Here is a 22,782-nt window from a genome sequence, read left to right as displayed (position 1 = left end):
TTTTGAGAACCGGGGTCAGAGCCCGATTTTTGGAAACAGCTCCCAGGCACTTGCCAAAATAAGGGCTCTGACCCCGGTTTGGTCTGGATCGGGCATACTTGCGGGTTCTTGAAACCTGAAAGGAATACCACCATGACGATCCAGATCGGCGACCGCCTGCCGGAAGGCGCCCTGCAAGAATTCATCGACATCGAAACCGAAGGCTGCGCGCTCGGTCCGAACACGTTCAACGTGGCCGACCTGGTGAAGGGCAAGACCATCGCCATCTTCGGCCTGCCGGGCGCCTTCACCCCGACCTGCTCCGCGCAGCACCTGCCCGGCTACATCCAGCTGGCCGACCAGCTGAAAGCCAAGGGCGTCGACGAGATCTGGTGCATCTCGGTAAACGACGCGTTCGTGATGGGCGCATGGGGCCGCGACCAGAAGGCCACCGGCATCGTCCGCATGATGGCCGACGGCAGCGCCACGTTCACCAAGGCGCTGGGCCTGGAATTCGACCTCGTCGCCAAGGGCTTCGGCGTGCGCTCCAAGCGCTACTCGATGCTGGTGCAGGACGGTGTCGTCAAGCAGCTGAACGTCGAGAGCGGCGGCTTCGACGTGTCGTCGGCCGAAACGCTCCTGAAGCAACTGGGCTGATCTTGATCGTCAACGCCGAAACGCCGGACCAGCCCGAGGTGCGCGATATGCTCGCGCGTCTCGACGCCTACTGCGCCGCGCTGTATCCGGCCGAGAGCAACCACCTGATGGACATCGCGTCGCTGATGCAGGGCGACGTGCTGTTCCTCGTCGCGCGCGACGTGGACGGCGCGCCGGTCGGGTGCGCGGCCCTCGTCAACCGGCAGGAGTACGGCGAGGTCAAACGCATGTTCGTGGACGAGCGCAAGCGTGGGCTGGGCACGGGCCGCAAACTGCTCGAGCACCTCGTGATGTTCGCGCGGATGTCCGGCCTGTCGGTGTTGCGCCTGGAGACGGGCATTCACCAGCCGGAAGCCATCGGTTTGTACGAGCGTCTCGGCTTCGAGCGCCGTGCGCCGTTCGGCGATTACCGGGAGGATCCGCTGTCGCTGTTCATGGAGATGCCGCTGTGAGAGATCGTCCATGAGTCGCCTCGCCGGCAACATGCGCAGCATCCGCGCGATGCTGGTCTGCGTCGCCATGTTCTCCATCATGGACATGACGATGAAGCTGCTGTCCGCGCACTTCCCGGCGCTGCAGGTGGCGGCGATCCGCGCGCTGTCCGCGCTGCCGCTCGTCGGTGCGTATCTGTTCTGGCGCGGCGGGCAGCGGTCGCTGCTGCGCATCCGCTGGCCGCTGCACCTGCTGCGCGGCGCCATCGGCATCGCGATGCTGGCGCTGTTCACGTACGGCCTCAAGACGCTGTCGCTGGCCGAGGCGTATTCGATCTTCTTCATCGGCCCGATCCTGATCACCGTGCTGTCCGTGTTCGTGCTGGGCGAGCGCGTGAACGGCGCGCGCTGGATCGCGATCGGCGTCGGCATGGCGGGCGTGCTCGTCGTGCTGCGGCCGACCGGCGCCGGCTTTTTCTCGATGGGCGGACTCGCCGTGCTGACCGCGGCCGTGTGCTATGCCGTGTCGGCCGTCGCCGGACGCGTGCTCGCGCGCACGGACCGGGGCGAGCACATGATGTTCTGGCTGATGGTGCTGATGGCCATCGGTGCAACGCCCATGGCCGCGCCCGCGTGGGTGCCCGTGCAGGCCGAGCACTGGCTGCTGATCCTGATGCTGGCCGTGAGCGGCTTTTTCGGCCAGCTGGCGCTGACGGAGGCGTTCAGCCACGGCGAGGCGTCCGTGGTGGCGCCGTTCGAGTACACGGCGCTGGCCTGGGGCGTGGCCATCGACTGGCTCATGTGGAAAACCTTGCCAGATGAATACACTTTATTGGGCGCCGCCATCATCGTCGGCAGTGGCCTGTACCTGATCCGCCACGAAACCATCCACGCGGAAGCCGAGCATCCTTGAAAACGTGGTGTTCCTGCCACCGGGGGCGGCGGTCGCCGGCAAGGCTGTAAACGCTACGATATAATCGAACGATGCTCAAACAACGAACCATCAAACAACTGGTGCGCACGACAGGCGTTGGTTTGCACTCCGGCACCAAGGTCGAGCTGACCCTGCGTCCGGCGGCCGCCGATACGGGTATCGTGTTCCGCCGCGTCGATCTCGATCCCATCGTCGAGTTCCCGTCGAATGCCGATATCGTGGGCGATACGCGCATGGCGTCGGTGCTCACACAGGGCGATGCGCGCGTCTCGACCGTCGAGCACCTGATGTCGGCCTGCGCCGGCCTCGGCATCGACAACCTGTACGTCGACGTCACGGCCGAAGAGATCCCGATCATGGACGGTTCCGCGTCGTCGTTCGTCTTCCTGCTGCAGCAGGCGGGCGTGCAGGAGCAGGCCGTACCCAAGAAATTCATCCGCGTGCTGAAACCCGTGGAAGTCCGCCAGGGCAGCGGTGCCAACGAGAAATGGGCGCGCCTGAGCCCGTACGACGGCTTCAAGCTCGACTTCTTTATCGAATTCAACCACCCGGCCGTGGACGGCACGACGCAGCGCGCGATCGTCGACTTCGGCAAGGTCTCGTACGTGCACGACGTGGCGCGCGCCCGCACGTTCGGCTTCATGCAGGACGTGGAAAGCCTGCGCGGCATGGGCCTGGCGCGCGGCGGCTCGCTGGAAAACGCGATCGTGATGGACGAGTACCGCATCCTGAATGCGGACGGCCTGCGCTACGACGACGAGTTCGTGCGCCATAAAATCCTCGACGCGATCGGCGACCTGTATCTCGTCGGCTCGCCGCTGCTGGCCAGCTACGAGGCGCACAAGTCGGGCCACGGCCTGAACAACCTGCTGCTGCGCGAGCTGCTGGCGCATCCGGATTCGTACGAGATCGTGACGTTCGATGCGCAGGAGCGGGCGCCGGTGTCTTACGGCGCGCAGATGGAGCGGGAGTGGGCGCTGACGTAACGGCCGTCATTCCCGCGAAAGCGGGAATCCATACGTCGCGTGCAGGCTGACTCAGCATGGATTCCCGCGTGCGCGGGAATGACGATGTTATTTCTTGCGTCTCTCCGCCAGCCTCTTGATTGCCGCGATCAGAGACGCGTTCTGCGGTGTTTCCGGCAACGTCTCCCCCAACTGCTCGAACGCATCCACCGCCGTCGGCGGCAAGGTCAGCGAGGACGGCTTCAGCTCCTCGCGCACGGGCACGTTCGGCCGCATCTGGATCTTGATGCGCACGTTCTCCACCTGCCATCCCTTTTTCTGCAAACCCGCCTGCAGCTTGGGCAGCTGCTGCTTGAGCTTGGCCGCGACGGCGGAAGAGGGCACGGCGAGGGTCAGCACGGCATCCTGGAACGACAGCACGTCGCAGCCGGCGTACATCGGCGGCAGGATCACCTTGACGTCGCGCTGCAAATTGCCCACGCGCAGGGCGGTCGGCATCAGGGCGGCGAGGCGGTCGTTGGCGCGCAGGAAGTCGGTCGCCACGAACGACGTCTTGCGGTCGCGGGTGCCGTAGATGTGGAAGGGACGCTGGTTCGAAGAGGACTGCATGCTTGGAACATACCACAGCCGCGCCCCCTGTCGCGAAGAATCGTGTGCGCCTGTGTGAAATCGAATGCAGTTTGATAACATTTTTTGCCAGCCGCACTTGTGATCCGCCGGGCGACCCCCAAGTGTGGCCGGATCGCATGATAAAATCGGTGGCTTTTTGCCATTGGCGCTCTCGGGGAGATATGTTTTTGCTATCATCCTGGGCTCCTCGGACCTTTTTCGCGGCGTACTTTTGAAGAACACAGCATGTCATTCCTGACCAAGATTTTCGGCAGCCGTAACCAGCGTCTGCTCAAGCAATACCAAAAATCCGTACGCGAGATCAACGCGCTCGAGCCGCAGATGGAAGCGCTGTCCGATGCCGATCTCCAGGCAAAGACAAACGAATTCAAGCAACGCCTGGCCGGGGGCGCCACCCTGGACGACATCCTCGTGGAAGCCTTCGCCGTCTGCCGCGAAGCCGCCAAGCGCGTCATGAAGATGCGCCACTTCGACGTGCAGCTGATCGGCGGCATGGTCCTCCACTACGGCAAGATCGCCGAGATGGGCACCGGCGAGGGTAAAACGCTGATGGCGACCCTGCCCGTGTACCTGAACGCGCTGTCCGGCAAGGGCGTGCACGTCGTGACGGTCAACGATTACCTGGCCCAGCGCGACGCCGAGCAGATGGGCCGCCTGTACGGCTGGCTCGGTTTGACGACGGGCGTGAACCTGTCGCAGATGGATCACGACAGCAAGCAGAAAGCCTACGGTTCCGACATCACGTACGGCACCAACAACGAATACGGCTTCGACTACCTGCGCGACAACATGGTCTACGAGATGCGCGAGCGCGTGCAGCGTGGCCTGAACTTCGCCGTGGTCGACGAGGTGGACTCGATCCTGATCGACGAAGCGCGTACCCCGCTGATCATTTCCGGCCAGGCCGAGAACCACACGGAGCTGTACCACAAGATCAATGAAGTCCCGCCGCTGCTGACCCGGCAGATCGGCGAGGAGACCCCGGACGGCAAGGGCAACATCGAAGTCCCGGGCGACTACACGAAGGACGAGAAGGCGCACACCGTGCTGCTGACCGAGGCCGGCCACGAAAAGGCCGAGTCCATCCTGACGAAGATGGGCCTGCTGCCGGAAGGCGCGTCGCTGTACGACGCCGCCAACATCACGCTGATCCACCACCTGTACGCCGCCCTGCGCGCACACGTGCTGTACCACAAGGACCAGCACTACGTCGTGCAGAACAACGAGGTCGTGATCGTCGACGAATTCACGGGCCGCCTGATGACGGGCCGCCGCTGGTCCGACGGCCTGCACCAGGCCGTGGAAGCGAAAGAGGGTGTGCGCATCCAGAACGAGAACCAGACGCTCGCGTCGATCACGTTCCAGAACTACTTCCGCATGTACAGCAAGCTGTCCGGCATGACCGGTACGGCGGACACGGAAGCGTACGAATTCCAGGAGATCTACGGCCTGGAAACCGTCGTCGTCCCGCCGAACCGTCCGTCGCAGCGCAAGGACCGCCAGGACCAGGTGTACAAGACGGCGCAGGAAAAATACCAGGCGATGGTGAACGACATCCGCGACTGCTACGAGCGCGGCCAGCCGGTCCTCGTCGGCACGACGTCGATCGAGAACTCGGAACTGCTGTCGGGTATCCTGGACCAGGCCAAGCTGCCGCACAACGTGCTGAACGCGAAGCAGCACGCCCGCGAGGCGGAGATCATCGCGCAGGCGGGTCGTCCGAAGATGATCACCATCGCCACCAACATGGCCGGCCGCGGTACCGACATCGTCCTGGGCGGCAACGTCGAGAAGCAGATCCAGTTCATCGAAGCGGACGAATCGCTGACGCCGGAGCAGAAGGCCGAGCAGTCGGCCAAGCTGCGCGAGGAATGGCAGTCGCTGCACGACCATGTCGTCGCGCAGGGCGGCCTGCACATCATCGGCACCGAACGCCATGAATCGCGCCGCGTCGACAACCAGCTGCGCGGCCGTTCCGGTCGCCAGGGTGACCCGGGTTCGTCGCGCTTCTACCTGTCGCTGGACGACCCCCTGCTGCGCATCTTCGCGGGCGACCGCGTGCGCGCCGTGATGGACCGTCTCAAGATGCCGGAAGGCGAGCCGATCGAAGCGGGCATGGTCACGCGCTCGATCGAAGGCGCGCAGCGCAAGGTCGAGGCCCGCAACTTCGACATCCGCAAGCAGCTGCTGGAATACGACGACGTCGCCAACGACCAGCGCAAGGTGATCTACACCCAGCGTAACGAGTTGCTGGAAGCGGCCGACATCTCCGAGCTGATCGCCAGCCTGCGCATCGGCGTGTTCACCGACGTCGTGCGCACCTATGTGCCGGCGGAGTCGGTGGAAGAGCAGTGGGACATCCCGTCGCTGGAACGCGTGCTGGCCGACGAATGGGCCCTCCCGGTGCCGCTGGCGAAGATGCTGGAGGAAGAGCCGAACCTGAACGACGACGACATCCTCGAGCGTGTGCTGGCCGCGGCGGAAAGCTCGTACGAAGCGAAGGTCGGCATCGTCGGCAAGGAAGCGTTCGGCGGCTTCGAGCGCAACGTCATGCTGCAGAACATCGACACGCACTGGCGCGAGCACCTGGCCGCGCTGGACCACCTGCGCCAGGGCATCCACCTGCGCGGCTATGCGCAGAAGAACCCGAAGCAGGAATACAAGCGCGAAGCGTTCGAACTGTTCGGCGCCATGCTGGACCAGATCAAGAACGAAGTCATCCGCACCATCATGACCGTCCGCATCCAGACCCGCGAGGAAGTCGAGGCGGCGGAAGCGGCGATGCAGGCAGCGGCTGCACACCTGGAAAACATCAACTACCAGCACGCCGACTTCGACCCGACGGCGGCGCCGGAAGAACTGATGGCGCCGCTTGCGGCGACCCCGGGCACGACGGCGATGGCGGACGATCCGGCCACCACCTACATGGGCGTGAAGGTCGGCCGCAACGACCCGTGCCCGTGCGGCAGCGGCAAGAAGTTCAAGGCTTGCCACGGCAAGCTGGCGTGATGCCGTAACCCCCAACGAAAAAAGGCAGTCCAGTGGACTGCCTTTTTTTATGAGCGTTTCGTAATGCGTGCGCCCGGCCGGGTGCGCTAGGATGGTGGGATGCCGATCTCGACCTCCCACAACGCTTTCGCCAAGGTCCCGGCCGTGACCCTCGGCTTCTGGATCATCAAGATTCTCGCGACGACGCTCGGCGAGACGGCCGGCGACGCCGTGACGATGTCGATGGAACTCGGCTACCTGGCAGGCACGGCGATCTTTGCGGCGCTGCTGGCCGTGATGCTGACGGCGCAGATCCGCGCCACGCGCTTTCACCCGTTGCTGTTCTGGGCCGTGATCGTCGCCACGACGACGGTCGGCACGACGCTGGCCGACCTGTGCGACCGCTCGCTGGGCATCGGCTACCTGGGCGGCTCCGCATTGCTGGCAGCACTGCTGGCGGCGACATTGTATGGCTGGCACCGCACGCTCGGCTCGGTGTCGATCAACCGGCTCGATACGCGCGATGCGGAAGTCTTCTACTGGATCACGATCCTGTTTTCCCAGACCCTCGGCACGGCCCTCGGCGACTGGGTGGCCGACCCGGAGGCCGGCTGGGGTCTGGGCTACGGCGGCGGCGCCGTGCTGTTCGCGGCGGGCCTCGCCGCCGTGATCGCGCTGTATTTGTGGACGCGTACCTCGCGTACGGCCCTGTTCTGGGCCGCGTTCATCCTCACGCGGCCGCTGGGGGCGACGGTCGGCGACTTCCTCGACAAACCCGTCGCCGCCGGCGGCCTCGCGTGGAGCCGCTACACGGCATCCGGTGCACTCGTCGCCGCCATGCTGCTGCTCGTGCTGCTGTTGCCCCAGCGCGCCGAGCGGCTCGTGCCGTCGCGTGACTAGGCGCTCAGCGCCTTGCGCAGCCAGGCCAATGTCGCGTCGCCGATGCCCGGCCCCATGCGCAGCAGGGGTTCCGTCGCGGTGGCCTTGCGGAAGGCGTCGACGTCCTGCGGGTCGGTGCCGACCATGTCGTGGAACAGGTCCATCCACTGGCGTCCGAGTTCACGCGCCCGCGGGCCCGTCGCATCCGGATCGGCCTTGACTTCGTCCTGCACCTGCGCGATCAGGGGCGTCCACTCCTCGCCGCGCGTGGCGATGTGGCGGCGCATGCGGTCGAGGACTTCCGGCCGCAGGTACTTCGCCCACGTGTCGAATTTCAGTTCGCCGACGGCGGCCTTCACGTAGCCGAAAATCTGCGCCGGCATGCCGACGGCGTCCTGTTCGCGCTCGACCATCGCGTTCAGCTTCGCCTGCAGCGCCGCGTCGCCGCCGGTGTCGCGGTCGAACGTCTGCAGCCAGCGCAGGGCGAACGCCTTGGCGGCATCCGAGTTCGGCGGCACCTGCGATTCGATCAGGCCGCGCACCTGTTCGACCATCGCCTGCCATTGCGCCTGGGCGGCGTCGCTGCGGACCATCGGCAGGCGCTCCAGTTCCTCCTTGGTGAAATAGCGTTCATATACGTTGATCATGTCCATGGTGTTCTCCAATGTGGTGAGCCACGTGGACAGGTCCGGCGCGCTGCCGCGCACGAGTTCTGCGCGCACGCGCAGCAGCTGGTCGCGCAGGCGCCTGGCTTCCGCCATGCGCGTTTCGAGCGCTTCCAGCTGGCGGTCGACGATCGCCAGCGGCGAGCCGGCCGGACTGTCCAGCGTGAGGGCGATGTCGGCGAGGCTCAGGCCGAACGCGCGCAGGGCCTGGATGCGGTGCAGGCGGGCCACGTCGTCGCGGTCGTAGAGCCGGTAGCCGGCATCGGAACGCGCCGAAGGGCGGAGCAGGCCGATGTTGTCGTAGTGGTGCAGGGTGCGCACCGTCAGGTTGGCCAGCGCGGCCAGCTCTCCCACTTTCAGCATCGTTCGTCTCCGTTCTTCAGCGTGCGGCCAGTCTCGGGCCTCACGTTAGGTGAGGGTCAAGCGGTATGCGCCTCGCGCAACGCGCGCGCCTCATGCCACAGCGTGACGAACAAGGTCATCACGACAGGCCCGACGAACAGCCCGATGAGACCCAGCGTCTCGACGCCGCCGAGGATGCCCAGCAGGACGGCGACGAACGGCAGCTGCGTCGCGTTGCCGATCATCGCCGGCCGCACGAAGTGATCCGCGATGAACAGGATGACGGCGCCCCAGGCGAGGATCGCGATCGCCGCGATCGTCGCGCCCTGGTACGCGAGCAGCGCGGCGGCGGCGCCGAAGGCGAGCGGGGCGCCGAACGGGATGATGGCGAGGATGCCCGTGGCGGCGGCCCACAGCACGGCCGACGGCAGGCCCGCGACCTGGTAGCCGATGCCCAGCAGGACGCCTTCCGCGAGGCCGACGAGCACGAGCCCGTTGACGGTGGCGCGCACCGCGACGGGCACCTTCAGCGAGAACAAGGTCCAGCGCCGCGTGCCGATCAGGTGGGCGCCGATGGCGTCCGTCTGGCGCTGCAATGCGGCGCCGTCCTTGTAGAAGAAGAACAGGCACAGGAAGGCGAACAGCATGTCGACGAGGCGGTGCATGACGCCGCTGCCGACGCGCTTGAGGACTTCGCTCGCGGTCTGCATGCGGCCGACGGAGCCGTCCTGCAGCAGGTGCGCAAGGCCGTGCGGCTGGCCGAGCGTGGCCAGCCACCAGTTGTAGATGGCGTCGCGGGCGAACGGGATGCGGTGCAGCCACTCGGGCGCAGCGAGGCCTTCCGTATTGGCGCTCGCGACCAGCTGCGCCAGTGCGGGCGCCTGGCGCGCGGCCGACGTGACGCCCAGCGCGAGGGGCGCGATGAACACGATGGCGACGATGAGGGTGACGAGGGCCGCCGCGGCGATCGTGCGCCCGCCCAGCGCCGTGCGGACGCGCGCGTACAGCGGCCACGTGGCGATGCACAGGATCGCGGCCCACAGCAGCGGCAGGATGAAGCGCTGCGTCACGAACAGGGCACACAGGACGATCGCCAGCGAAAAGCCGGCGCTCATTACATCGCGTTGGTTGTCGGTCATTGCTTCTCCAGTGGATGGGCCATCTTACCAAAGCGTCATCGCCGGGTAAGTAGTGTTGCCGATTATTAAGTGGTCAACTTAAGCGTGTATTAACAGCAGGCGTCCGTGAGCTCGGCGCATATGAACCGTCGCCCCCGCGAAGGCGGGGCCCAATTTTGCATGCACAGCGGCAGCGCATAGAAACTTGGATCCCCGCCTGCGCGGGGATGACGTATTCGGCGGCCGCGGACAGCAGGCTCGCGAACGTGCGTGTCGTCTGCAGGCGTTACAATACCGGACCTTCTTTCCATCTTTTCATTAGAGAACGCCATGGCCGTCAATTCCCCCCTGCCCGTCGCCGCCGACCTGAAACCCGTCGCCGGCATCGAACTCGGTTACGCCGAAGCCGGCATCAAGAAGCCGAACCGCAAGGATGTGCTGGTGATGAGGCTCGCCGAAGGGGCGACCGTCGCCGGCGTGTTCACGAAGAACCGCTTCTGCGCGGCGCCGGTCCAGGTTTGCAAGGCGAATCTCGAGGCAGCGAAAGAGAAAAATGCCGGCGGCGGCAAAGCGATCCGCGCGCTGGTCGTCAACACGGGCAACGCGAACGCGGGTACCGGCGAGCCGGGCCTGCAGAACGCGCAGGCCACGTGCGCGGAAGTGGCGCGCCTGCTCGGCCTCGACGCGCAGCAGGTGCTGCCGTTCTCCACCGGCGTGATCCTGGAACCGCTGCCGGTGCAAAAGATCGTCGCGGGCCTGCCGGCCGCCATCGCGAACCTGAAGGCGGACAACTGGTTCAACGCGGCCGAAGCCATCATGACGACGGACACGCAGCCGAAAGCGGCGTCGCTGACGGCGACCATCGGCGGCCACACGGTCACGATGACCGGCATCAGCAAGGGCGCCGGCATGATCAAGCCGAACATGGCGACGATGCTGGGCTATCTCGCCTTCGACGCGAAGGTCGCGCAACCCGTGCTGGACGAACTGGTGAAGTACGCGGCCGACCGCTCGTTCAACAGCATCACGATCGACGGCGACACGTCGACCAACGACTCGTTCATCCTCGTCGCCACGGGCGCGGGCTCGCTCGTCGTCGATTCGACCGACAGCGCGGACTACGCAGCGCTGCGCGACGCCGTCACCGGCATCTCGCGCCACCTGGCGCAGCAGATCATCCGCGACGGCGAGGGCGCCACCAAGTTCATCACGATCACCGTGGAGCAGGGCCGCGACATGGAAGAGTGCCGCAAGATCGCCTACGCCATCGCCCACTCGCCGCTCGTGAAGACCGCGTTCTTCGCATCGGACCCGAACCTGGGCCGCATCCTGGCCGCCATCGGCTACGCGGGCGTCGACGACCTCGATACGGCCAAGCTCGACCTGTACCTGGACGACGCCCTCGTCGCCAAGGCCGGCGGCCGCAATCCGGACTACAAGGAAGAGGATGGCCAGCGCGTGATGAAGAAGGCCGAGATCCTCGTGCGCGTCGTGCTCGCGCGCGGCGAGGCGGATGCCACCGTGTGGACCTGCGACCTGTCGCACGACTACGTCTCGATCAACGCCGACTACCGTTCCTGAATCGATGAACCCGCTGGAAAACTTCCTGCACCGCGCCGAAGCCCTGCTGGCGCGCGTGGAGGCTTTATTGCCGCCCGCGGCGCCGCGCGATCCGGATTTTCGCCACGGTTACGCCTACCGCTGGCGCAGGCGCCCGGGCGCGGGCAACATCAAGTACCTGCAGGCCGTGGCGCACACGGCGAACATCCGCCTGGACGACCTGCAGCACATCGGTCCGCAGAAAGAGCAGATCGAGCAGAACACGCGCCAGTTCGTGACGAAGCGCCCCGCCAACAACGTGCTGCTGACGGGCGCGCGCGGCACCGGTAAATCGTCGCTGATCAAGGCGTGCCTGAACCAGTTCGCGCCGCAGGGCCTGCGCCTGATCGAAGTGGACAAGGCCGACCTGGCCGACCTGCCGGACATCGTCGACCTCGTCGCGGGCCGGCCGGAGCGCTTCGTGATCTTTTGCGACGACCTCAGTTTCGAGGAGGGCGAGGCGGGCTACAAGGCGCTGAAGGTGGCGCTGGACGGCAGCATCGCGGCGCAGTCGGACAACGTGCTGATCTACGCGACGTCGAACCGCCGTCACCTGATGCCGGAAAAATTCTCGGACAACGCCGGCTACAAGCACGTGGCCGACGACGACCTGCACCCGGCCGAGACGGTCGAGGAAAAGATCTCGCTGTCCGAGCGCTTCGGCCTGTGGCTGTCGTTCTATCCGTTCAAGCAGGACGACTACCTGGACATCGTCGGCCACTGGCTGGCGAGCTTCGGCTGCACGCCGGAGCAGATCGAAGGCGCGCGCGGCGATGCGCTGCGCTGGGCACTGGGCCGCGGCTCGCGCTCGGGCCGCGTGGCGTGGCAGTTCGCCAAGGACTACGCGGGCAAGCTGCCGCCCGCGCCGGTACAGGAACAGGTCGATGTCTGAAGCCGTGGACAAGCCGGTCGACGTGGCCGTGGGCGTGCTGATGCGCCCGAACGGCGACGTGCTGCTGGGCCAGCGCCCGGACGGCAAGCCGTACGCCGGCTACTGGGAATTCCCGGGAGGGAAGGTCGAGCCGGGCGAGGACATCTTCCACGCGCTGCAACGCGAATTCGTCGAAGAACTGGGCGTGAAGGTGATCTCGGCCGAGCCCTGGTGCTGCGTCGAACACGTGTACGAGCATGCGCACGTGCGGCTCTACTTCTACATCAGCCGCGCGTGGGAAGGCGAGCCGCAAAGCCTGGAAGGGCAGGCGTTCGCGTGGCAGGGCGCGTATGCCGTCAGTCCTCTGCTGCCCGCGACGATTCCGTTGCTCGAGTGGCTGGATCAGGTGCGGTACGCGGGGCGTTCCGGCGCCTGATCCGTTCCGCCGCCGCATCCAGGTCACGCGTATCGTGACGGCGGCGCCGCTCGCGCCAGCGTTTCCACGCATCGCAGCCGTCGCAGACATCGCACAGATCGAACGTGTCGCAGGGTAGATGCCGCGGCACGCCGCCGCAGTGGTGGTGGCCGTCGCACGGAAAATGGCAGTGGCCGGGGCCGTCGCAGGGCACGTCGCACGGCGCGTCGCAGAATCCCTGCTGGCGCCGGACGCGCGGATGGAGCACGGGCGCGGGCGGACGCGGTATCTGCCGGTGCACGTGGCCGCACAGCGCGAGGCGACGGTCGAGCAGCCCGAGCCCGCGCCAGAGCCCGAAGCGCGCAATGACCGCGTGACCATAGGCCGAGCAGCTGTCACCGCCCGTCGCCACGCGCAGCGCGCAGGAAAAGCCCTTGTACGGTGAAATGAAACGCTGGTAGACGCGGATGGCGGCCAGCGCCAGTGCGGTGGCCTTCACGCGCCCTTATTCTTTCGAGACGGATTCGTCGTCGGCGTCCCCGGGCGGCGCGCCGGGAATCGTGTATTTCTCTTCGGCCCAGGCGCCCAGGTCGATTTGCTTGCAGCGTTCGGAACAGAATGGGCGGAATTTGTTTTCCGGCTTCCATTCGACCTTCTTGCCGCAGGTGGGGCAGGATACGACGGTCATGGTGTGCTTCTAAAAATTGCAGAGTGTGAGTTCGAACGGGACGTCTTCTTCCAGCGGCTTCGGTTTCAGGTCGCCGCCCTGGGTCGTGAAGCGTACCCACAGCATGTACTTGTTGGCGGAAATCTCAGGGATCGCGCCGAGCGATTCGTCCACCGACAGGCGCAGCATCTGGTACATCTTACCTTGCAACATCTGCTGGTAGCTGCCGGACGAGGCGATCATCTTGACGGGGCCGCCGGAATTGCGCAGCAGGCGCAGCACGAGGGCCAGGGCCTCGAACAGCGGGGCCAGCGGGGTGAACCACGCCATGATGTCGGCGTGGCGCTGTTCGGTCGGGCGCCGCTGCCACGCGTGGTAGGACGGCAGGTCGAATTCGCAGGCCCCGCCGGGAATGATCGTGCGGCCGCGGATGCTCATCAGCCATTCGTTGTCGCGCACGTTCTGGCCCGTCTTGCCCTGGGCGTTGACGAGGGCGTTGCTGACCGTGTCGAGCTCGGCCAGCACGGCGTCGAGCATGTCCCTGGCGACGGCGGGATTGCTGCGGTAGCCCAGCAGGCTCTGCTTCTGGCGTTCGAGTTCCTGCAGCAGGTCGGACTTGAGGTCCGCGCGGCCCGCTACTTCCAGCATGTCGAAGATCGTCGCGAGCGCGACATGGTGCTGCAGAGGATGTTCTTGGGCTACAAAGAATTTGAACTTCTCGTACAGGTCCTCCAGCCGCAACAACGTGCGAATCCGCTCGTTGAATGGGTATTCATAGACGATCAAAATGTCATTCCTCTCATTCCCCTGAATGTAGGCTGGCGAGTAACCTGGTGATTCTGAACCATGATGCACAAAATTACAAACGCTGGCTTGGCGGCACTGTTAATTTTGCCGCTTCGTCAAGATAAAAGCGGTGCAAGCGTTCCACTTGTGGCAACAGGGCGTCGATGCCGGCGTCGTTCAGGATCACGTCGTCCGCTTCTTCCAGGCGGCGCGCCCGCGTCACCTGGGCCGCCATGATGGCGCGGACCTGGTCTTCCGTCAGGCCGTTGCGCGCCATCACGCGTGCGACCTGCGTCGCCTCGGAACAGTCGATCGCGAGCACGCGCCCGACGCGCTCGCGCCATGTGCCCGATTCGATCAGCAGCGGCACGACGAAGATCGTGTAAGGACCATCCGCGAGCAGGGCGGCGGCGGCCGTCGCTGCGCGGATGCGGGGATGCAGGATGCCCTCCAGGCGGGCGCGCGCGGACGGGTCGGAGAACACGAGCGCGCGCATCTTCGCGCGGTCGAGGGCGCCGTCCGGCGTGGCGTAGTCGGAACCGAATTCCGCGATCAGCGCGGGCATCGCGGCGCCGTGCGGGGCCGTGAGGCCGTGGGCGATCTGGTCGGTGTCGATGACGGCGGCGCCGCGCGCGGCGAACAGGTCGGCCACGGTCGTCTTGCCGCAGCCGATGCCACCGGTGAGCCCTACCGCAAAACGTGAAGCTGTCTCCATGCGATCCTCGGGCCCGGCGCGAGGCTAGACCAGGTAACCCTGCGCGTAGCGGGTGAGTGGTATTCCGTACAAGAGTGCGATCATACCAGCCGCGGCGAGATACGGTCCGAAGGGAATTGGATTATTGCGGTCGCGGCGGGCGAACACGATCAGCGAGATGCCGACGATGGCGCCGACGACGGACGACAGGATGATAATGGTCGGCAGCATCGCCCAGCCCATCCACGCGCCCAGCGCGGCGAGCAGCTTGAAGTCGCCGTAGCCCATGCCTTCCTTGCCGGTGGCGAGCTTGAACAGCCAGTACACGGCCCACAGCGCCAGGTAGCCGCCCATGGCGCCGATCACGGCGTCGCGCAGCGGGACGATGGTGCCGTCCAGGTTCACGAGCAGGCCCAGCCACAGGAGCGGGTACGTGAGGTCGTCCGGCAAGGTCTTCGTGTCGTAGTCGATCAACGTCATCGCGATCAGGAAGTACGCGAACGCGAGGCTCGCGAGGCCCAGCCAGCCGCTGCCGAAATGCCAGACCAGCACGGCCGACAGCAGGCCCGTCACGGCTTCCACGATCGGATAGCGGGGAGAGATGGGCGCCTTGCACGCGCTGCATTTGCCTCTTAGGGCCAGCCAGCTGACGATGGGGATGTTTTCCAGCGCCGTGATCTGGTGGCCGCAGTGCGGGCAGGCCGAGCGGGGCACCATCAGGTTGAAGCGGTCCGGGTGCGGCAGGTCCTTGCCCGCTTCGTGCGCGATGTAGTTGTCGAGTTCGCGCTGCGCCATCACGGGCAGGCGGTACACGACCACGTTCAGGAAGCTGCCGATCAACAGGCCGAACAAGGCGGCGGCGAGGGTCGCGGCGAGGGTCGCCGGGGCGGCGAAGAGCAGGGTTTCCATGAGTACGATGATCCGGTGGGTGGCTGATTCCGTGGATCAACTATTCTAGGGGTTTTCCCGCGCTTTGGGCAGCATGGTGAGGCGTCCCCGCCACGTGTGGCGTCCCCGGCCCTATCCATTCTGTGGTTTGACGCCGTACATACGGCCGCTAGACTGGGCTGGCATTGCCGTCCTGTCCACAACACGAAAGGAACATCATGAACACGAAGCACTGCCTGGGTATTGCCTTTGCCGCTTTGCTGCCGTTCGGTGCAGCCCATGGCGCCGCCTCGACGCCCCAGAAGGAAGTCGTCGCGAGCAAGGACGCGCCGGCCGCGGTGGGACCGTACTCGCAGGCGATACGGTCCGGCGGCATGGTGTTCCTGGCGGGACAGATTCCCATCGATCCGAAGACGGGACAGACCAATACCGGCACGATCGAGGAGCAGACCGCGCAGGTGTTCGAGAACCTGAAGGCGGTGCTCGCCGCCGCCGGGATGACGCTCGATAACGTCGTCTCGACGACGGTCTACGTGAAGGACCTGAACGACTTCGCGAAGCTGAACGCCGTGTACGCGACGTATTTCAAGGACAAGCCGCCGGCCCGCGCCACCGTGCAGGTCCAGCGCCTGCCGAAGGATGCCGCGGTGGAGATCTCGGCCATCGCGGTGCACTGACGCTGCACGATCAGGCCGCCTGCGGCTGCGCGATCAGGTCGAACAGGCGCTCCAGCGGCACCGGGCGGCCCGGCAGCCAGCCCTGCACGAGGGGACAGCCGAACTGGCGCAGATAGCCCAGCTGGGCATCGGTCTCGACGCCTTCCGCGACCACCGTCAGCTTCATGTGCCGGCCGAGGTCGAGGAGCGAGCGCACGATGGCGCAATCGTTGCGGTCGTACGGCACGCCGGCCATGAACAGCCGGTCGATCTTGAGCGAGCCGATCGGCAGGTTCTTCAGCAGCGACAGCGACGAATAGCCCATGCCGAAGTCGTCCAGGCCGATGCCGAAACCGCGCCGGCGCAGTTCGCGCATGATGGCGATCGATTTGTCGGCATGCTTCATCACGACGCCTTCCGTCAGTTCGAGGCAGATGCCGCGCGGATCGACGCCGGCCGCCGCGGCGATGGCCGTCAGCCGGTCCGGCAGTTCGGCATCGATGAATTCCGGCGCCGCCATGTTGACGTGCACGCGCACGCCGCCCAGCCCGGCCGCGCGCAGGCGGGCGAGGTCGTGGCAGGCCTGGCGCACGACCCAGCGGCCGATGTCGACGATCAGGCGGCTCTGTTCCGCCAGCGGAATGAACACGTTCGGCGGGACGATTTCGCCGTTCGGCCGGCGCCAGCGGATCAGCGCCTCGACGGCGGCGATGTCCATGTCGGTGGTCGTGCGGATCGGCTGGTACTCGAGGAAGAATTCGCCGCGCCGGATCGCGCAATGCAGGTCGGTCAGCAAGCCGATGCGATGGCCGGCGTCGGCCGGCGCGCCGTCGCCGCTGAAGCGGCTGGCCAGGTTGCGGCCGTTCCGCTTGCTGGCGTACATGGCGGCATCGGCCGCGTGCAGCAGTTCGCGCGTGCAGCCGCCGTGGTCGGGATACGTGCTGATGCCGATGCTGGCCGACACCGCGAGCCGGTGCTCGCCGTAGACGAAGCGGCGCCGCGCCGCGTCCAGCACGGACTCGGCGACGCGTTCCAGTTCCTGCGGCGTGACGCCGGGCGCCGACAGCAGCGCGAACTCGTCGCCGCCCAGGCGGCCGATGCGCCAGCCGGGCGGCGCCAGCGCGCGCAGGCGTGACGCGAACGTCGTCAGCACGACGTTGCCGGCGTCGTGGCCGAAGGCGTCGTTGATGGGCTTGAACTGGTCGAGGTCGACGAACAGCACGCCGAACGTCTGCCCGGCCCGCGCGTCGCGGCACTGGCGGTCGACCTGGTCGTAGAAATGGGCGCGGTTGGCCAGGCCCGTCATCTCGTCCGTCTGCGCGCGCACGCGGATGCGCTCCTGCTGCGTCATGCGCTCGACGGCCTGGGCGATCATCGCGGAGATCGATTTCGCCAGGCCCGGCAACTGCGCGTCCGGCTGGCGTTGCTGGACGCTGAAGAATTCGAGCACGCCGGGCCGCATCAGGCACGCGTCCGACGCGACGAACGTCACGGGGAAGAAGTACGCCGACTGCAGGCCGCACGCGCGCGCCGCCTCCGCCCGCAACAGGTCGGCCGTGCCGCTCGCGTCCTCGATCCAGCGAGCCTCGCCGCTGTCCCAGACGGTGCCGATCAGGCCTTCGCCGGGCGCCATCGCCAGGCGCGCGCTCGCGGCCCGGAACGGCGCCAGCGCCTGCCGCGGCGCCTGCCATGCGTACCGGCAGCGCAGCGTGCCGGTGCGGTCGTCGAGCGCCCAGAATGCGCCCCATTCCCAGCCCAGTTCCTCGCACACGAGTTGCAAAATGCCGGTGACGGCGTCGTCGATGCTGTCGGTGCCCACCAGGTATTGCGTGAGCGCGAAATTGAACCGCTCGCGCGCGGCAGCCTGCCTGGCGGCCGTCACGTCGACGAGGATACCGGTGGCGGACGTGCCGGTCTGCTGCAGGCGCAGCCAGCGCAGGCCGAGTCCGTCGGTGCGCACGCGGAATTCGCATTCGGCGCCGCCGTCGCCTTTCCTGATGCGGTCGAGGGTCGCATGCACGAGGGCGCGGTCGTCGGGCTCGATGCGTGCGAGGCAATCCGGATGCCGGCCGGTGCCGAAGAACGATGCGGCCACGGCCGACAACGTGATGCGGCCGTTCACGGGGTCGAGCCACCAGCGGCCGAGTCCGGCCAGGCGGTCGCCCGCGTCGTCGTGGAGGAGAGCGATGTCGATGTTCTGCATGTAATGTCAGGCGTGCACCAGAACCGGACGGGCGGTGTCGATTTGCACCGAAACGGGCTGGTTGCCATCGTAGTATTGGACTAACCCGTACAATGCAAGTTACATGCCGGTGTTCGATCCGGCCTATTGGAGCCACCATGAAACGTCATCTCGTCCTGCTGTTGACCGCACTCGCCGCCGCCACCGCATTCGCCCAGACCACCGTGCCGAACCCGCTGGCACCGGACAAGGGCGCGCCGACCGCGCCGGCGGCCAGCAAGCCCGCGCCGAAGAAAGAAGCGTCCGGCGGCGGCGCGGGCAAGGTGTGGGCGAACAGCGCCAGCAAGGTCTATCACTGCGAAGGCAGCAAGTACTACGGCAAGACCAAAAAGGGCGAGTACATGACGGAAGCGGACGCCAGGGCGAAGGGCTATCACGGCGTGGGCGGCAAGACCTGCGCCTGACGGGCCGCGGGCCGTGCCGATACGCCCACCGCCGCGAGCACGAACGCGATGCCGGCAAATTGCCGTGGTCCCACCGGCTCGTCCAGCAGCAGGGCCGCCAGCAGCAGCGCGGCCACGGGTGCCAGCGCCGTGAACAATGCAGCCTCCGTCCCGCCGACGCGGGCCGTGCCCGCATACCACAGCAGGAACCCGCCGACCGTCGGCAGCAGCGCATAGTAGCCGACGGCGAGCAGTGCCGCCGGCGTCACGGCCGCCATCGAACCGCGTTCGGCCAGCGCGAACGGTAGCGACGCGGCGAGGCCGATGGCGCTCATCAGCGTCGACAGGGCGAGCGGCGACATCGCGATCCGCACCCGTTTATTCAGCAGGATGAACAGCGCTTCGCACAGCACGGCGCCGAAGACGAGCGCATTGCCCGTCAACGACCCGGCCCCGCGGCCCGCCGGCTGCAGCACGAACAGGCCGGCGCCCGCGAGCAGCACGGTCGCGACCAGCGCGGGCCGCGGCCGCTCGCCGAGCACGAGCACGGCCACGACGGCCGACACGACGGGCAGGGTGCCGAGGATGACGCCGGCATCGAGCGCCGAGGTCGCGCGCAGCCCGGCCATCAACAGCGCCGTGTACCCGGCCGTGCCGGCCAGCCCCTGCACGACGAGGAGGGCGCCGTCGCGCCAGCCCGGCCGCGGCAGGCGCTCGCCGGATACATGCAGCAGCACCAGAAAACAGGGTAGCGCGAGCGCGAAGCGCAGGGCGGTGGCCGTGAACGGCGGCAGGCCGGCGGCGGCGATCTTGCTGGCCACGACGGTGCTGCCGACGAGCACCATGGCCAGCGTCAGGTACCAGTAACCCAGGGTCTTATCGGACACGGCGTTCTCCTCGTCATCGACATGGGAACGCAGGTTAGCGGCCGCCTTTCAATGGGTATTGAACGAAATTGCAGGCGTACGCGCCGGGCGTGATGCCATAGGTGCGGATGAACAGGCGCGTCATGTGGCTCTGGTCGGCGAAGCCGCTGGCGGCCGCGGCGTCCGCCAGTGTCGACCCGCGCGCCAGCAGCGCACGGGCCGCGTCGATGCGGCGCTGGATCAGGTAGGCGTGCGGCGTCAGCCCCGTCGCCCGCGCGAATTGCCGCACGAGCTGGAAGCGGCTGAGCCCACAGGCCGCCGCCAGGTCGGCGAGACTGGGTGCGGCGGCCGGCGCGTCGTCGATCATCGCCCGTGCCCGCGCGATCGCGGCCGTCGCCGATGCGGACCCGTTGCGCGGCGCATCGCCTTGCAGCCCATGCAGCAATTCGAGGAGCAATTGCTCGCGCAAGAGGGCGGTCGCGTCGCCGGTGACGGCCGCGTACAGCCGCCGGAAACAGCCGGCCAGCGCGGCATGGTGGGCGACCGGCTGGTGAAACGCGTAATCGCGGCGGGCGCCTTCGCCCAGGTCGGCCGCGACGGCATCGGCGAGTTGCGGCGGCAGGTACAGCATGCGCCACGCGCGGGGCGCGCCGCCGAGCGGGGCGCCGTCGTGCACTTCGCCCGGATTCACGGTGATGATGTCGCCGGCCAGCGCCTCCACCTGGCCGCGTCCGCTGCTCGACGTCTGGCCGCCGGCCAGCATGAGGCCGACGCCGTACTGGTCATGGCTGTGGCGCGCGAAGACGTGGTCGCTGCGCGCTTCCACGGCCTGCACCCCCGGCACTGCGGCACGGACGATCCTGAAATCGGCGTTCTTCCTGGACTTGGGCATCCGTTCAGTGTACCAGCGGAGCGATGTCGATCGCCCCGGCCATGGCGCGGTAGCCCGCATCGCCCGGATGCAGATGGTCGCCCGAGTCGAAGTCGGCCCGCAGGCGGCGCGGCCGGGCAGGGTCGCGCAGGACGGCGTCGAAGTCGACGACGGCATCGAACACGCCGGCCGTGCGGATCCAGTCGTTCAACTGCCGGCGCAGGCGTTCCTTGTCGGGACTGTAGTGGCCGGCGTACGGCGTGCCGGCGAGGGCGCCTTCGAACGGCGGCAATGTCGCCGCCGTCACGCGTACGCCGCGGACGTGGCTTGCTGCGACCAGTTGCCGGTACGCGGCCGCGAGTTCCTCCAGCGTGGCGGGGCGCTCGGCCGGCGCGAACGGACTGCCGGGCCAGCCGATGTCGTTAATGCCGAGCAGTACGATGACATCCGACACGCCGGGCTGGCTCAATACGTCCTGCTCGAGGCGTGCGAGGGCGCTCACGCCCATGCCGTCGCGCGCCAGCCGTCCGCCCGAGATGCCGGCATTGGCGACGGCGACGCCGTGCGGCGCCAGGCGTTCGGCCAGGATGTCCGGCCAGCGGCGGTCGGCGTCCGGCGTCGAGCCGTTGCCGTCCGTGATCGAATCGCCGAGCGCGACGATGGTGCGGGCGGGTTGTGCCGACTCGACCAGGACGGCGCTCAGGAACAACCGGCCGCCGACATGGGCGCCGTCGATCTGCACGGTCTGCTGCGCGCCCCAGTGGAAACTGGCGACGTTGGTCGGCGCGGGCAGCCGCGTCGTCACGGCCAGCCGGGACAGCGGCCGCACGGGGAGGGCGAGCGGATCGCTCGTCACCGTGGCGCCCGGCAGGATGGAAGCGCCCGGTTGCCCGGAAAACGTCAGCGCCCGCGCCGCGTGCGGGTCGTCGGCGGGGCCGACGCGCACGGCGCCGAGCCTGACCGGTTCATGGCCGTACCGGTTCGAGAACACGAGCCGGATGCGCTGCCCGCCCGCGCTCAGGCGGACGGTCTCGCGCAACGTCGCGTTGTCGAGCCTGGTGGGGACGTTCATCGGCAACGCGAAACTGCCGTCCCAGGCGGGTTGCGGGGCCGCATACCAGGACGTGGCCCAGTGCTCGCCCGCCGGCGCGTCGGGTGCGGCGAGCAGCAGGGAAAGGGTGAGTGCGGCGATCGGTTTGGACATGGTGGACTCCTTGGTTGAGGACTCCACGTTAGGTCATTCTGGAATGGCGATGAAGATGGTAGGATCGAAGGTCACTCATTCCAATTTCGAATAAATGGATACGCTCCACGCGCTGCGCGTCTTCGTACGCACCCTCGAACTGGGCAGCCTGTCCGCGGCGGCCCGGGAATTCGGCACGACGCAGCCCACCGTCAGCAAATGGCTGGCCGGGCTGGAACGGCAGCTGCGCGTACGCCTGGTCGAACGCAGCACGCGCGGCCTGTCGCCGACGGAGCAGGGCCAGCGCTTCTACGCCGACGCCAAACGCATCGTCGAGCAATTCGACGCGGCCGTGGGCGACGTGCAGGGCATGACGGGCCAGGCGGCGGGACTGCTGCGCATCAATGCGCCGGTCGCGCTGGGCCAGTTCCGTATCAATGCGATGGTCCAGCGCTTCCTGGCCGACCATCCGGCCATCGACGTCGAACTGATTCTCAACGACCGTTTCGTCGACCTCGTCGAGGAAGGCGTCGACGTCGCGTTCCGGCTGGGCGGCACGTTGCCGCCGGACGCCATCGGGCGGCACCTGGCCACCGTGCCGCGCTTCCTGGTGGCGGCACCCATGTATCTCGCGCGGCGGGGCGTGCCGTCGGTGCCGGACGACTTGGCGACGCACGACGTCGTCCGCTTCGCCTGGACGCCGGGCAGTACCGTGGAATTGTTCCGTGGCGAAGAGCAGGCACGGGTGCCGACGGCTAGCCGCTTTCGCGTGAACAACGCGTTGGCGATACGGGAGGCCCTGGTGCTGGGCGGCGGGATCGGCGTGTGCCCGGACTGGCTGGTCCGGGATCTGCTGGACAGTGGGGAACTGGTGCGGGTGCTGGACGAGTGGGCCGCGCGGCCGCAGGATTTAACGTTGCTGTATCCGTCGCGGCAGTTTCAGGCGCTGCGGACGCGGCTGTTCATCGACTTCGCGGTCGGACAATTCAGTGGGATTGCTGGCTTTGCAGGCGGGCAAGGATGAATCGCGCGGTCCGGCTCGATGCCTGGTGTTTTGCGGCCAGTGTCATGAG

At 67.1% G+C, this 22,782-nt stretch carries 24 protein-coding genes; 12 read left to right on the top strand and 12 right to left on the bottom strand.

From position 1 onward, the window contains the following. Positions 1 to 132 precede the first annotated feature (132 nt). The 4 genes from QPK29_RS09080 to lpxC all read left to right on the top strand — a co-directional run bounded on the left by QPK29_RS09080 (position 133) and on the right by lpxC (position 2,987). The gene (locus tag QPK29_RS09080; protein ID WP_056327962.1) at positions 133 to 636 is read left to right on the top strand and encodes a peroxiredoxin; all 504 of its coding nucleotides are present in this window, start codon (positions 133 to 135) and stop codon (positions 634 to 636) included. Positions 637 to 638: 2 nt separating this feature from the next. Next, complete coding sequence (locus QPK29_RS09075; RefSeq protein ID WP_371768688.1) at positions 639 to 1,088, top strand: GNAT family N-acetyltransferase; 450 nt, start codon at positions 639 to 641, stop codon at positions 1,086 to 1,088. Positions 1,089 to 1,098: 10 nt separating this feature from the next. Continuing rightward, on the top strand, positions 1,099 to 1,980 hold the full coding sequence (locus tag QPK29_RS09070; RefSeq protein ID WP_371768687.1) for a DMT family transporter: 882 nt from the start codon (positions 1,099 to 1,101) through the stop codon (positions 1,978 to 1,980). 71 nt (positions 1,981 to 2,051) lie between these two features. Beyond that, complete coding sequence (gene lpxC / locus QPK29_RS09065; protein WP_056122841.1) at positions 2,052 to 2,987, top strand: UDP-3-O-acyl-N-acetylglucosamine deacetylase; 936 nt, start codon at positions 2,052 to 2,054, stop codon at positions 2,985 to 2,987. 87 nt (positions 2,988 to 3,074) lie between these two features. Here the strand turns inward: lpxC and QPK29_RS09060 are convergent, their stop codons facing one another. Further along, positions 3,075 to 3,575, bottom strand: coding sequence for a DciA family protein (locus QPK29_RS09060; protein WP_371768686.1), 501 nt, complete (start codon positions 3,573 to 3,575; stop codon positions 3,075 to 3,077). Between the two features lie 246 nt (positions 3,576 to 3,821). Here QPK29_RS09060 and secA point away from each other — a divergent pair, with 246 nt between their 5' ends. Together secA and QPK29_RS09050 are read left to right on the top strand one after the other, a co-directional pair. Further along, on the top strand, positions 3,822 to 6,605 hold the full coding sequence (gene secA, locus QPK29_RS09055; protein ID WP_371768685.1) for a preprotein translocase subunit SecA: 2,784 nt from the start codon (positions 3,822 to 3,824) through the stop codon (positions 6,603 to 6,605). Positions 6,606 to 6,704: 99 nt separating this feature from the next. After that, entirely contained in the window at positions 6,705 to 7,484 is a 780-nt protein-coding gene (locus tag QPK29_RS09050) for a COG4705 family protein (RefSeq protein WP_371768684.1), read from the top strand. Here QPK29_RS09050 and QPK29_RS09045 read toward each other — a convergent pair. Both QPK29_RS09045 and QPK29_RS09040 read right to left on the bottom strand, forming a co-directional pair. Continuing rightward, on the bottom strand, positions 7,481 to 8,491 hold the full coding sequence (locus QPK29_RS09045; RefSeq protein WP_371768683.1) for a MerR family transcriptional regulator: 1,011 nt from the start codon (positions 8,489 to 8,491) through the stop codon (positions 7,481 to 7,483). The genes QPK29_RS09050 and QPK29_RS09045 overlap by 4 nt on opposite strands. Positions 8,492 to 8,547: 56 nt before the next feature. Continuing rightward, positions 8,548 to 9,609: an AI-2E family transporter gene (locus QPK29_RS09040; protein ID WP_371768682.1), complete on the bottom strand. Its 1,062-nt coding sequence runs from the start codon at positions 9,607 to 9,609 to the stop codon at positions 8,548 to 8,550. A 309-nt stretch (positions 9,610 to 9,918) separates the two neighbouring features. On the opposite strand from QPK29_RS09040, the gene argJ reads away from it, so the two are divergent. From argJ to QPK29_RS09025, 3 genes are read left to right on the top strand one after another with little or no spacing between them, the layout of a single operon-like run. Continuing rightward, positions 9,919 to 11,169: a bifunctional glutamate N-acetyltransferase/amino-acid acetyltransferase ArgJ gene (argJ, locus tag QPK29_RS09035; RefSeq protein WP_371768681.1), complete on the top strand. Its 1,251-nt coding sequence runs from the start codon at positions 9,919 to 9,921 to the stop codon at positions 11,167 to 11,169. A gap of 4 nt (positions 11,170 to 11,173) precedes the next feature. Then, positions 11,174 to 12,079: an ATP-binding protein gene (locus tag QPK29_RS09030; protein ID WP_371768680.1), complete on the top strand. Its 906-nt coding sequence runs from the start codon at positions 11,174 to 11,176 to the stop codon at positions 12,077 to 12,079. Next, positions 12,072 to 12,494, top strand: a complete 423-nt coding sequence (locus QPK29_RS09025) for an NUDIX domain-containing protein (protein ID WP_056122865.1) — start codon at positions 12,072 to 12,074, stop codon at positions 12,492 to 12,494. The genes QPK29_RS09030 and QPK29_RS09025 overlap by 8 nt, the downstream gene beginning before the upstream one ends. Here the strand turns inward: QPK29_RS09025 and yidD are convergent. The 5 genes from yidD to QPK29_RS09000 form a co-directional block, all read right to left on the bottom strand. Then, positions 12,415 to 12,972, bottom strand: coding sequence for a membrane protein insertion efficiency factor YidD (yidD, locus tag QPK29_RS09020; RefSeq protein ID WP_371768679.1), 558 nt, complete (start codon positions 12,970 to 12,972; stop codon positions 12,415 to 12,417). The two genes, QPK29_RS09025 and yidD, sit on opposite strands and share 80 nt — an antisense overlap. 6 nt (positions 12,973 to 12,978) lie before the next feature. After that, on the bottom strand, positions 12,979 to 13,161 hold the full coding sequence (gene yacG, locus QPK29_RS09015; protein ID WP_371763541.1) for a DNA gyrase inhibitor YacG: 183 nt from the start codon (positions 13,159 to 13,161) through the stop codon (positions 12,979 to 12,981). Positions 13,162 to 13,170: 9 nt separating this feature from the next. Then, positions 13,171 to 13,926 (bottom strand): cell division protein ZapD, encoded by a 756-nt coding sequence (gene zapD / locus QPK29_RS09010; protein WP_056122871.1) that lies wholly within the window; start codon positions 13,924 to 13,926, stop codon positions 13,171 to 13,173. Between the two features lie 73 nt (positions 13,927 to 13,999). Beyond that, positions 14,000 to 14,641 carry a dephospho-CoA kinase gene (gene coaE / locus QPK29_RS09005; protein ID WP_371768678.1) on the bottom strand — a complete coding sequence of 214 codons (642 nt, stop codon included), beginning with the start codon at positions 14,639 to 14,641 and terminating at the stop codon, positions 14,000 to 14,002. 24 nt (positions 14,642 to 14,665) lie between these two features. Continuing rightward, positions 14,666 to 15,529 (bottom strand): prepilin peptidase, encoded by an 864-nt coding sequence (locus QPK29_RS09000; RefSeq protein WP_371768677.1) that lies wholly within the window; start codon positions 15,527 to 15,529, stop codon positions 14,666 to 14,668. Positions 15,530 to 15,726: 197 nt separating this feature from the next. On the opposite strand from QPK29_RS09000, the gene QPK29_RS08995 reads away from it, so the two are divergent. Beyond that, complete coding sequence (locus QPK29_RS08995; protein WP_082577011.1) at positions 15,727 to 16,185, top strand: RidA family protein; 459 nt, start codon at positions 15,727 to 15,729, stop codon at positions 16,183 to 16,185. Positions 16,186 to 16,195: 10 nt separating this feature from the next. Here the strand turns inward: QPK29_RS08995 and QPK29_RS08990 are convergent, their stop codons facing one another. Further along, complete coding sequence (locus tag QPK29_RS08990; RefSeq protein WP_371768676.1) at positions 16,196 to 18,367, bottom strand: putative bifunctional diguanylate cyclase/phosphodiesterase; 2,172 nt, start codon at positions 18,365 to 18,367, stop codon at positions 16,196 to 16,198. A 137-nt stretch (positions 18,368 to 18,504) separates the two neighbouring features. Here QPK29_RS08990 and QPK29_RS08985 point away from each other — a divergent pair, with 137 nt between their 5' ends. Further along, positions 18,505 to 18,810, top strand: coding sequence for a hypothetical protein (locus QPK29_RS08985; protein WP_371768675.1), 306 nt, complete (start codon positions 18,505 to 18,507; stop codon positions 18,808 to 18,810). Here the strand turns inward: QPK29_RS08985 and QPK29_RS08980 are convergent. The 3 genes from QPK29_RS08980 to QPK29_RS08970 are packed head-to-tail and all read right to left on the bottom strand — an operon-like array spanning position 18,780 to position 21,730. Continuing rightward, positions 18,780 to 19,676 (bottom strand): DMT family transporter, encoded by an 897-nt coding sequence (locus QPK29_RS08980; protein WP_371768674.1) that lies wholly within the window; start codon positions 19,674 to 19,676, stop codon positions 18,780 to 18,782. The two genes, QPK29_RS08985 and QPK29_RS08980, sit on opposite strands and share 31 nt — an antisense overlap. A 34-nt stretch (positions 19,677 to 19,710) precedes the next feature. Beyond that, on the bottom strand, positions 19,711 to 20,547 hold the full coding sequence (locus tag QPK29_RS08975) for an AraC family transcriptional regulator (protein ID WP_371768673.1): 837 nt from the start codon (positions 20,545 to 20,547) through the stop codon (positions 19,711 to 19,713). A 4-nt stretch (positions 20,548 to 20,551) separates the two neighbouring features. Next, positions 20,552 to 21,730 carry an SGNH/GDSL hydrolase family protein gene (locus QPK29_RS08970; protein ID WP_371768672.1) on the bottom strand — a complete coding sequence of 393 codons (1,179 nt, stop codon included), beginning with the start codon at positions 21,728 to 21,730 and terminating at the stop codon, positions 20,552 to 20,554. Between the two features lie 94 nt (positions 21,731 to 21,824). On the opposite strand from QPK29_RS08970, the gene QPK29_RS08965 reads away from it, so the two are divergent. Further along, positions 21,825 to 22,733 (top strand): LysR family transcriptional regulator, encoded by a 909-nt coding sequence (locus tag QPK29_RS08965; RefSeq protein ID WP_371768671.1) that lies wholly within the window; start codon positions 21,825 to 21,827, stop codon positions 22,731 to 22,733. Positions 22,734 to 22,782 lie beyond the last annotated feature (49 nt).

This window comes from Massilia orientalis (assembly GCF_030411975.2).
Lineage (GTDB): Bacteria > Pseudomonadota > Gammaproteobacteria > Burkholderiales > Burkholderiaceae_D > Telluria > Telluria orientalis.
The sequence above is the reverse complement of the archived record's forward strand: the minus strand, read 5'-3'. Positions and strand labels throughout refer to the sequence as shown.

What these genes read in the sequence shown, in the direction of transcription:
- QPK29_RS09080 (WP_056327962.1), top strand. Translation starts at nt 133, where the DNA reads ATGACGATCCAGATCGGCGACCGCCTGCCGGAAGGCGCCCTGCAAGAA.
- QPK29_RS09070 (WP_371768687.1), top strand. Translation starts at nt 1,099, where the DNA reads ATGAGTCGCCTCGCCGGCAACATGCGCAGCATCCGCGCGATGCTGGTC.
- lpxC (WP_056122841.1), top strand. Translation starts at nt 2,052, where the DNA reads ATGCTCAAACAACGAACCATCAAACAACTGGTGCGCACGACAGGCGTT.
- QPK29_RS09060 (WP_371768686.1), bottom strand. Translation starts at nt 3,575, where the DNA reads ATGCAGTCCTCTTCGAACCAGCGTCCCTTCCACATCTACGGCACCCGC.
- secA (WP_371768685.1), top strand. Translation starts at nt 3,822, where the DNA reads ATGTCATTCCTGACCAAGATTTTCGGCAGCCGTAACCAGCGTCTGCTC.
- QPK29_RS09050 (WP_371768684.1), top strand. Translation starts at nt 6,705, where the DNA reads ATGCCGATCTCGACCTCCCACAACGCTTTCGCCAAGGTCCCGGCCGTG.
- QPK29_RS09045 (WP_371768683.1), bottom strand. Translation starts at nt 8,491, where the DNA reads ATGCTGAAAGTGGGAGAGCTGGCCGCGCTGGCCAACCTGACGGTGCGC.
- QPK29_RS09040 (WP_371768682.1), bottom strand. Translation starts at nt 9,609, where the DNA reads ATGACCGACAACCAACGCGATGTAATGAGCGCCGGCTTTTCGCTGGCG.
- argJ (WP_371768681.1), top strand. Translation starts at nt 9,919, where the DNA reads ATGGCCGTCAATTCCCCCCTGCCCGTCGCCGCCGACCTGAAACCCGTC.
- QPK29_RS09030 (WP_371768680.1), top strand. Translation starts at nt 11,174, where the DNA reads ATGAACCCGCTGGAAAACTTCCTGCACCGCGCCGAAGCCCTGCTGGCG.
- QPK29_RS09025 (WP_056122865.1), top strand. Translation starts at nt 12,072, where the DNA reads ATGTCTGAAGCCGTGGACAAGCCGGTCGACGTGGCCGTGGGCGTGCTG.
- yacG (WP_371763541.1), bottom strand. Translation starts at nt 13,161, where the DNA reads ATGACCGTCGTATCCTGCCCCACCTGCGGCAAGAAGGTCGAATGGAAG.
- coaE (WP_371768678.1), bottom strand. Translation starts at nt 14,641, where the DNA reads ATGGAGACAGCTTCACGTTTTGCGGTAGGGCTCACCGGTGGCATCGGC.
- QPK29_RS09000 (WP_371768677.1), bottom strand. Translation starts at nt 15,529, where the DNA reads ATGGAAACCCTGCTCTTCGCCGCCCCGGCGACCCTCGCCGCGACCCTC.
- QPK29_RS08995 (WP_082577011.1), top strand. Translation starts at nt 15,727, where the DNA reads ATGAACACGAAGCACTGCCTGGGTATTGCCTTTGCCGCTTTGCTGCCG.
- QPK29_RS08990 (WP_371768676.1), bottom strand. Translation starts at nt 18,367, where the DNA reads ATGCAGAACATCGACATCGCTCTCCTCCACGACGACGCGGGCGACCGC.
- QPK29_RS08985 (WP_371768675.1), top strand. Translation starts at nt 18,505, where the DNA reads ATGAAACGTCATCTCGTCCTGCTGTTGACCGCACTCGCCGCCGCCACC.
- QPK29_RS08975 (WP_371768673.1), bottom strand. Translation starts at nt 20,547, where the DNA reads ATGCCCAAGTCCAGGAAGAACGCCGATTTCAGGATCGTCCGTGCCGCA.
- QPK29_RS08970 (WP_371768672.1), bottom strand. Translation starts at nt 21,730, where the DNA reads ATGTCCAAACCGATCGCCGCACTCACCCTTTCCCTGCTGCTCGCCGCA.
- QPK29_RS08965 (WP_371768671.1), top strand. Translation starts at nt 21,825, where the DNA reads ATGGATACGCTCCACGCGCTGCGCGTCTTCGTACGCACCCTCGAACTG.